Here is a 9,336-nt window from a genome sequence, read left to right on the forward strand (position 1 = left end):
AAGGAATTCGGTTAAAAGTTAAGCCAGGTCCGAATGTCAAAGTGAATGAGACGTATCAGGGTGAATTAGAGTGGACCTTAACAGATACTCCAATTTAAAATGATATATCTAATAAGTATTTATTGATATATATCAATTAAAAGGGAGAGAGTAGAATGGTCAAGAAATATATAGTTGCAATGCTATTCATCATCAGTATGCTAATTCCCCTATTTTCCTCTTATGAAACAGTAAGAGCAGAAACAATGCATTCTAAAGCGGGAATTAGATTTTCAAATAGCTATATTCCAAATTCGGTAGTTATACCAGATGGTTCTACGCCGACTGATAATTCGTCTGATAACCAGTTGAATAAGAAGGCACTTCCTAAAACTGGAGGTAATCTATCTATTTCCTTTATATACATGGGAGTGGGAAGTATATTAGTAGCCTTAGCAATTTGGATAGCATTGGCGAAAAGTAACAGGAGAAATAAAAACAAATGTTTCTGTTAAATAAATAAAAAAAACATATTAATGGAGGTAAATTATGAAACTAACAAAAGTAGCATTAGCAGGAGTCGTATCATTTTCGGCAGTATTAGCAGCAGGAGCACCAGCATTTGCAGAAGAAGCAGCAACAATGAAGTCACATACAGATGTGTCATTTACACAAAATGAAAATCCAGTAAATCCAGTAAATCCAGTTAAACCAGGAGAAGATGTAGAGCCAAATGATCCACATGAACAAGGGACAAATGGTCCATTAAGTATTGATTATGTATCTAATTTTCATTTTGGCAAGCAAAAAATGTCAGGGAATGACAAAGTGTATACAGCGCAATTAGATACAGTGAAAGTAAAAGGAGGAGATGAAAAAGGAATACAAATACCAAACTATGTCCAAGTGACAGATGACCGCGGTACAAATAAAGGTTGGAAATTAACAGTAAAACAAGATGCTCAATTTAAAGCAGGGAATAATGAGTTAACTGGTGCAGAACTGAAATTGCATAATCCAGTTGCAAGCTCTACAATTGGGGCGGAATATGCTCCAGAGGTAAAAGAAGTAGCATTAGACCCAAATGGAGCTACACAAGAAGTAGCAATTGCTAAAGAGGGTAAAGGTATGGGGACATGGGTCACTCGTTATGGACAAGATGAAGTAGAAGGTGCAAAAAGTATTACGTTATCTGTACCAGGTGCAGTTGCAAAAGTTAAAGATGAAAAATATGAAACAACATTAACTTGGGCTTTAGAAGATACACCTCAATAAGTTAAAAGATAGATAAGGAGAAAAATAATATGAAACTAACAAAAGTAGCATTAGCAGGAGTCGTATCATTTTCAGCAGTATTAGCAGCAGGAGCACCAGCATTTGCAGAAGAAGCAGCAGCAACAATGAATTCAAAGGCTTTTATCAAATTTCAAGAAAATACGGATCATGTAGATCCAATAAATCCGAATAATCCAGGAGATAATGTGGAGCCGGTTAAGCCGGATGATCCGAACAATCCACATGAACAAGGAACAAATGGTCCATTAAGCATTGACTATGTATCGAATTTCAAATTTGAAGAACAAAAAGCCTCTGGTAATAATGAAGTCTATTATGCAAACTTAGATACAGTTGTTAAGAAAGGTACAAAAGAGACACTAGAAGTACCGAACTATATACAAGTAACCGATAACCGTGGTACAAACAAAGGTTGGAAGTTGACTGTTAAACAAAACGAGCAATTTCAAACTGAGAAAGGTGTAGAGTTAGAAGGAGCTGTTTTAACATTGAAAAACGGAACATTACAATCAGCTTCTGGAAATGCAGCGCCAACAACAAATCAGGAAGGGATCCAATTAACTCCAGGTCAAGCTTCTGATGTTATTACAGCTAAAGAAAACCAAGGTATGGGAACATGGACAAATGCTTTTGGTGCAACAAATGATGAAGCGAAGAAGAGCGTAGAGTTAAGTGTACCAGGTAAAGCAAAAAAAGAAAAAGCTATGTATACAACTTCATTAACTTGGGAGTTAAAAGAGACACCTATGTAATAGTTCTTTATATAGTGGGAATGAGGAAAGGGATAAAGAGGAATTTTCAATTTTTATCTCTTTCTTTATCTATATAAAATAACAAATGTGAGAGGGATATCGTATGAAATGTATGCAGAAAGTAGTAAGTAGCTTACTGGCCATAGTATTTCTGTTGCATGTTACAAATATTACTACACATGCAGCAGAAATGAAATTTGCAGTAACCGCAGTAATTCCAGAGAATCAAATTGATAAAAATCAAAGCTATTTTGACTTAAAAATGAAGCCTGGTCAAAAACAGACTCTTCAAGTACAAATGAAAAATGACACGGATAAGGACGTTATTGTCGAAACATATGCAAATACAGCAATTACGAATAGTAACGGAATTGTAGATTATAGTACAAAAAATCCAAAATTTGACTCCACTCTTAAATTTCCATTTTCTAAAATTGCAAAAGTACAAAAAGAAACAAAAATCCCTGCTAAAAGTACTGTTACATTAGACGTAAATGTTGAAATGCCAAACGAACCATTCGATGGTGTAATATTAGGGGGACTGTATTTTAAAGAAAAAGAAGATGAGAAGATAAAGGGAAAATCTGATAACGTACAGATTAAAAATAAATATGCATATGCAATTGGTGTTGTCTTAAGTGAAACAAACAATGAAGTAAAGCCTAATTTAAAGTTGAATGACATTAAGCCAGGGCAAGTAAATGCACGCAACGTTGTAACAGCGAACTTACAAAATACAAAAGCAGCAATGTTAAAACATTTAACTGTAGATGCAAAAGTATATACGGAAAAAGGGAAAAATATTTTACATGAAACAAAAAAAGAAGATTTACGCATGGCACCAAATTCAAACTTTGACTACGCAATTAGTTGGGAAAACAAAGCGCTAGAGCCTGGAACATATCGTTTAGAAATGAAAGCAACAGATGGCGATCAAAAATGGGAATGGACGAAAAAATTTACAATTGAAGGAGACAAGGCAAAAGAGTTAAACGAAACAGCTGTCGAGGCACAAAAAGATTATACAATGTACTACATTGTAGGCGGTATTGTACTAGTCATTCTCTTATTAATTTTGATGTTCTGGTTAGGAAGACGTTCGCAAAAGAAAAAGCAGTAAAAAATGATATATAAGGCGTTTATGGTGTTGAGACTTCCTTCATGAAAAGCTACTGATGTTAAATTCTTTTTTGCTTTTCATACTAGATGAAATTGCTGAATTTAACAGGAAGGGGGTTGAGAATTTGAAGATGCAAATAATAAAGAAATTTGGGATTCTTTTTTTGACGGGGGGAATTTTCTTTACACAAACGAGCGTACTAGATTATATTCCAAATAAAGTTTATGCTGCTACGAATGAAAAGCAAGGAACATTTAGTGTGGATATAGATAAGAAAAATATCAAAGTGAATGAAAATGTAGTATTAAAAATTACAAATAAAAACAAAGAAGATTCTCGTATTGAACTTGCATTATCCGATGGTCAAGTCTTCAATGAAGAAGAAACAAACAAGCTGAATGAAAAAAATAAAGCGGCTCAAGTTATATATCTACCTGAACAACGAATAATTCAAATTTCTAAAAAAGAGAAAAGTGATGATATAGGTGACGTTTCTCTCGTTATTCAAATGAAAAAAGTTGGCGAATATACATTTGCACCAATTGTCAAATCTAAAGGACAAGATAAGAAAGTAAAGGCAACAGTGTTAAGAGTGGAAGAACAAGAAAAACAGCTTTCTGATTTTAAAGAAAAACGTATTTTCACTCAACAACAGAATGAGAGTCCAGAAGATAACAGATCTACTAAGGAAATGAAAAATAAAGTGAAACAAAAAGAAGTTGAAAAAGCAGAACAAATAGAATCCAAAGCAAAGGCACCGGAAAAGTCTGAGGAACAAACAAATGTAACAAAACAAGAAAATCTACAACTAGATGAAAATAAGAAACATGAGACAAAACAAGCGCCCGAGAATGCGGATTACATTGCAAATGTATATGATGAGAAAACTTGGCATGCTGCTTGGGACAATCCTAAAATACAAGTAATCAATATTACACAGGATTTCTATACAATGGATCATATTAACTCAGGTGCTGTTACATTTAAGAACTATTATAATCAAGTGAATCGCGAATTAACAATAAAAGGGAATGGACATACAATTGATGCTGGTAGTGAATCTATCTCATTGTATGGTATAAATTGTAAAATAAGGGTTGAAAACTTAAATATTTACCATCGGAATTGGTATGGATTTATTACGACGGCTTTTGGTGCAAATAATTCAGAGATAACTTTTCATAATGTAAAGGATACTGGGGCACAAATGCTACATTCCTTTAATAGTAAATTAATTCTTTCAGGAAATATTGAAAATAATGAAGTTGGTTCATACACTTCACCAATTAATGGATATACTTACAATGTAGTAAACTCCTCTAATGGTGACGGAACAGATGGAATCGCTGTCCGAGGACAAGCGAACTGGGAAGTTGCGGATGTTACTGTGAAAGAAGGAAGTAAAATTAAAGCGAATGGGTATAGTACCGTTTCGAATTTTGCTATTCAAAATGGTGGAAATGTTCAAATTGAAAAAGATGTTTCTATCCTTTTTGATAATTCAGCTTCAGAAAATCATACAGATACTGATGCAAGTCCATCTATTTTTTTCTATGGAGCGGGTTCGCTAACACTGGGAGAAAATAGTCATATGAACATAATTAATGGACCAGGTCGTGCATATCGCCCAAGTGCGATTTCTATGGCTAACAATAGTAAGATATCGATTAAAAAGAATGCTGTACTAGATATTGAAATTCAAAAAGATGAAGTTGGTTATGGTAGAAATGAAAGTCCCATTTATATGGAAGGAAACAGTCAGTTCTTTGTAGATGATGGCGGTAGTTTTCATCTAAATGTAAAAGGAACGAATGCTGGAAGCGCTCCAGCGATTGTGAATATGGGGGCAGGAACATTTAAAGTAGGGAAAAACGGCACTTTTACAGTGATAAGTGATATGACATCTCCCAATTATGGATTAATATATATGGGAAATGGATCAACTTTTCAATTTTCAGATGCTAAGAAAATTGATTTGCAATTAACAAATCCTAATAGTCCTTCAGCACTGATTCAAATGCCTTCAGGAGAATGGAAAGTAGATGTTCAACGTGTCTATCAATGGAATAAAGGAAATATAACTCAATCGCCTGATTATAAATGGACACCGATTTTTGGAATGGCAATTCCATATGTGAATACAACGGTTGGGAATATTAGAGCGCAATCAGTAAATGAAGACATGCTTCGTGACTTTAAGCAACATTTTAATTCGGCTAAAGCACAACGAATCGTTTTCGATCATATACCTGATTGTAATGTGAAAATCACGAATCAGCCTTCCGATAATCCGAAAGATGAGAATTCTTATATTGTGGTAGGAAAAACTATACCAAATGCGTATGTTCGCTTATCAGGTAGTTCTTTTACGGAAAAGGATCATACAATCAAAAGTCCTGTTCAAGGCGAGGATATTCCTAAAGAAATATCTGATAATTTCACAGTGAAAGCTGATAGTGAAGGAAACTTTAAGTATACAATTTCACCTACACGTCATTTTGTAGCTGGAGATAAAATTGTTGCTTTTGCTTTTAATGAAGGGAAATATAGTGAATATTCAGTAGAAGTTTTAGATACAACGCCACCTGTAGGTACTGGAGAAAAGATAGAAACAGCGTTAAATGATACTACAGTTCCCGCACTATCAAATTTTATCAAAGAAGAATCAGATACGAATCCGAACAATAAGAAAATAAATTATTTATGGAGTGACAAGAATACGAGTGACTTGCAGACAATGTTAAAACAAGAGGGGACACACGAAGTGTATATTGTATTGGAAGACGACAATGGAAATACGAGTCAACCAATTAAGAGTGAACTAGTTGTTCATGCTACAGCTGGAGAAATCCATGCAACCGATATTAAAGCCCGTATAAATGATATACAATCTATGTCTAGAGAAGAGTTTAGACAATTCCTTTTAGATGAAAGTCATGTGAAAGCATGGTATGTAGCTGATTTTAAATATCATGATGGAGAAAAAGATGTTCAAATCCGTAATTTTGATCAAATAAAACAAGAGAAAGGAAGCTACATAGTTGAATTGTTCTTATCTAAAGATTTGACAAAACAGCGAGAAGATATTGTGAAAAAGATAAATCTAACGATTGACGAAGGAAATTTAGAATTAATTGCTGCGCCAGAAAAAATTTCTTTTGAAAACATTACAATTCCATCTAGAGAAAAAATAGTAAATCGCAGTAGCATGCAAGGCGAGATTGTTGTTTCAGATCAGCGACAACATAAAAATGAATGGAAAATTTATGTGAAGCAAGTAAAACCATTGACGTCTCTTGAAAATGATGTAATATCAGATGGATTTGTATACAGTAAGGGCGGTCAGGATATTGTACTGAGCGATCAAAATTCTTTAGTGTATCGTCATAAATCAGAAGATGATCAAAATGTGCATATTAACTGGAAAGATTCTGAAGGAATTCGGTTAAAAGTTAAGCCAGGTCCGAATGTCAAAGTGAATGAGACGTATCAGGGTGAATTAGAGTGGACCTTAACAGATACTCCAATTTAAAATGATATATCTAATAAGTGTTAATTGATATATATCAATTAAGAGGGAGAGAGTAGAATGGTCAAGAAATATATAGTTGCAATGCTATTCATCATCAGTATGCTAATTCCCCTGTTTTCCTCTTATGAAACAGTAAGAGCAGCAACAATGAATTCAAAGGCTTTTATCAAATTTCAAGAAAATACGGATCATGTAGATCCAATAAATCCGACTTTGACTACGCAATTAGTTGGGAAAACAAAGCGCTAGAGCCTGGAAAATATCGTTTAGAAATGAAAGCAACAGATGGCGATCAAAAATGGGAATAGACGAAAAATTTACAATTGAAGGAGACAAGGCAAAAGAGTTAAACGAAACAGCTGTCGAGGCACAAAAAGATTATACAATGTACTACATTGTAGGCGGTATTGTACTAGTCATTCTCTTATTAATTTTGATGTTCTGGTTAGGAAGACGTTCGCAAAATATTCTTCTATTAGTATCTTTAAGTATCGTGAAAACTTTAAAATAGAGGTTAGAAGTTTAAAAATTTATTATCGTACTAAAGGGGGAGAGGAGCTTTGAGAAATAAAACAAAAAGGTTTCGCAAAATATGTTTAGCGAGCGGAATCATATTTGCTCAAGTTAGCGCATTAGGCACCTTTTCAACAACCGCTTATGCAATTACAGATAATCAAGTTTCTGATTTTGTAATAAAAGCTAATAAAGATCAGGTAAAGGAGGGAGAGAATATTACACTCGCAATAAAAGAGGTACATAGCCAAGGGCAAGAGATTGAAGTAGTGATACCTGACGGCCTCCATTTTGATGAAAAAGAGACAGCAAAGTTAAATGAAAAGAATGATGCAATTGAAACAATTCGCATGATAGAACAATCTGTTGTACAAATTAAAAGAACTTCAGAAAGTGCTAACTTAGGAGAATTATTTGTAGTTGTTAAAGGAGAGAAAGCGGGACAATACACCATTACGGCGAAGATGAAGGAAGAAAATAAAGAAGTAGAGACGAAAACTAGTATTTTGACTGTTTCTAAAAATGTAAAAGAAAATAAAGAACAATCCGTTCAGAAATCAGAAGGAAATGAATCGAAAAAAGCCAAAGAACCATTGCAACTTGAAAAACAGGAAGAAAAGGTAACAACGGTTGAAGAAAAAAAAGAAGAAACAGAAAAAATTAAACAAGTAGAACCAAAGGAAAAAAAACAAAAATCTACTATGCAATCGAATCAAGCGCTATATGCGGCCCCTACCACAGGACGGATTCAGCAATTAGATTATTTTAAGAATGGCGCAACAAATGTCATCCCTTTAGAAGATATTTTTATGATGAGGATTACTTCAGAAACAAAAGTAATCGATTCAAAAGGTTATTTCAAAAATAACACTTTAAAAGTTGATCCACAAAATCCAACAGGATCAGTCCTTATAGAAAATGTAGGATATTATAAAGGTAAAAAAGTAATATTAAAAGTTGATGTGACTAATAAGGGTAAAGGTTGGTCGGAAGTATTTATGGGTAGTCTTATGATGAATCTTGGTCCAGGCGGTGCCATGGATGTAGAATATTCTTTTCTTGATGAAGAAGGAAATCCTCTTCCTATTAAAACATCACTAGCTTATCGAGGGTTTAATAGGGATAAGGTTATTGGTATTTATAATTTTGAACAAAAAATAAAAAATATATACACTCGTCAGGATGCTTCGATTAATTATGAAATAAGACCTTCAGGAACATATCTATTTACTTCTGAAGCAGGTGGATGGCGTGATGAGAAGGATGAAGTGGATTTTACTACAAAAGAAACGACAAGTTTTAAGTTATATTTAGAGAATCGAATTTCAGATACTAACTCAGTAGAATACCTACAAGAGTATCGGGCGAGAATTGAAATTCCTAAAATAGAAGAAAAAAATCAAATTTTCACCTCTGCAAATGATACAGGTTTAAGTGCGACATTTATACAAGAGATTCCATTTATAGCAGATAGTACAAGATATATTAATAATTTGTCTTATGTAGTTAATGCAGATATAGGGAATCAATATGCAAAATCGAAATGGATTGTAACAGATCTGCAGAATAAGGATTGGACGAACGGATTTACGTTCAAAGACAATTCAGATGGTACGACGACGATTACAGCTAAGCCAGAGACATTAAAAAATGGGGATTTTTATGATAAGGTATATCTTTTTAAAGAAGTGTATGATTTTGTCGGAAGTGAATCTGAACCAGTGGATAAGAGTAGGTTAACGCCAGAGAATCAGTATCCGATTCATTTTGAAGTATCTCAAAGCTTTGATAAATATATAAATTATGAAAAAGTAAGTGGAACGACTCTTATTAACTATATGGGACAAGTCCAGGTGCAACATATTGACAAAGAAACGAATCAGCCTATTCCAAATGTACAAGATACGATCGTAGAAGGTATTATCACTGATCCATTCCGTGTGAACCCGATTGAAATTCCGGGATATCAAGTTGTAAAGGACGAACCGATAACAGGGAGATTTTTACCAGAAAAACAAACAGTAGCACATATATATGCACCGATTAAAGCGAATTTAGAAGCGAATGACTTTTCAACGGTGATAGGAAGTATCCCAACAAATCCAGAAGAATTGAAAACTTTCATCTTAAAAGAAGCAAAAGCC

7 protein-coding genes and 1 pseudogene are annotated in these 9,336 nt (G+C 33.9%); all 8 read left to right on the forward strand.

Annotated elements, in window-relative coordinates; genetic code table 11:
- The first annotated feature begins 155 nt into the window (after nucleotides 1–155).
- Complete coding sequence (locus MR056_RS21205) at nucleotides 156–494, forward strand: LPXTG cell wall anchor domain-containing protein (RefSeq protein ID WP_242136690.1); 339 nt, start codon at nucleotides 156–158, stop codon at nucleotides 492–494.
- A 34-nt stretch (nucleotides 495–528) separates the two neighbouring features.
- Entirely contained in the window at nucleotides 529–1,254 is a 726-nt protein-coding gene (locus tag MR056_RS21210; RefSeq protein WP_011983800.1) for a WxL domain-containing protein, read from the forward strand.
- Between the two features lie 29 nt (nucleotides 1,255–1,283).
- Nucleotides 1,284–2,027, forward strand: coding sequence for a WxL domain-containing protein (locus tag MR056_RS21215; RefSeq protein WP_011983801.1), 744 nt, complete (start codon nucleotides 1,284–1,286; stop codon nucleotides 2,025–2,027).
- 103 nt (nucleotides 2,028–2,130) lie between these two features.
- Nucleotides 2,131–3,147: a WxLIP family cell surface protein gene (locus tag MR056_RS21220; RefSeq protein ID WP_011983802.1), complete on the forward strand. Its 1,017-nt coding sequence runs from the start codon at nucleotides 2,131–2,133 to the stop codon at nucleotides 3,145–3,147.
- Nucleotides 3,148–3,277: 130 nt separating this feature from the next.
- Complete coding sequence (locus MR056_RS21225; RefSeq protein ID WP_309244633.1) at nucleotides 3,278–6,679, forward strand: pectate lyase-like adhesive domain-containing protein; 3,402 nt, start codon at nucleotides 3,278–3,280, stop codon at nucleotides 6,677–6,679.
- Between the two features lie 57 nt (nucleotides 6,680–6,736).
- Nucleotides 6,737–6,928 carry a hypothetical protein gene (locus tag MR056_RS21230; protein ID WP_048721506.1) on the forward strand — a complete coding sequence of 64 codons (192 nt, stop codon included), beginning with the start codon at nucleotides 6,737–6,739 and terminating at the stop codon, nucleotides 6,926–6,928.
- Nucleotides 6,886–7,190: pseudogene (locus MR056_RS21235) on the forward strand (WxL protein host-binding domain-containing protein); the annotation flags it as partial. The gene MR056_RS21230 and the pseudogene MR056_RS21235, both read left to right, overlap by 43 nt.
- Nucleotides 7,191–7,239: 49 nt before the next feature.
- The coding region (locus tag MR056_RS21240; RefSeq protein ID WP_242136691.1) for a MucBP domain-containing protein at nucleotides 7,240–9,336 on the forward strand (2,097 nt) is incomplete at its 3' end.

The sequence above is a fragment of the Bacillus cereus group sp. BfR-BA-01360 genome (genome assembly GCF_022663595.1).
Lineage (GTDB): Bacteria > Bacillota > Bacilli > Bacillales > Bacillaceae_G > Bacillus_A > Bacillus_A cytotoxicus.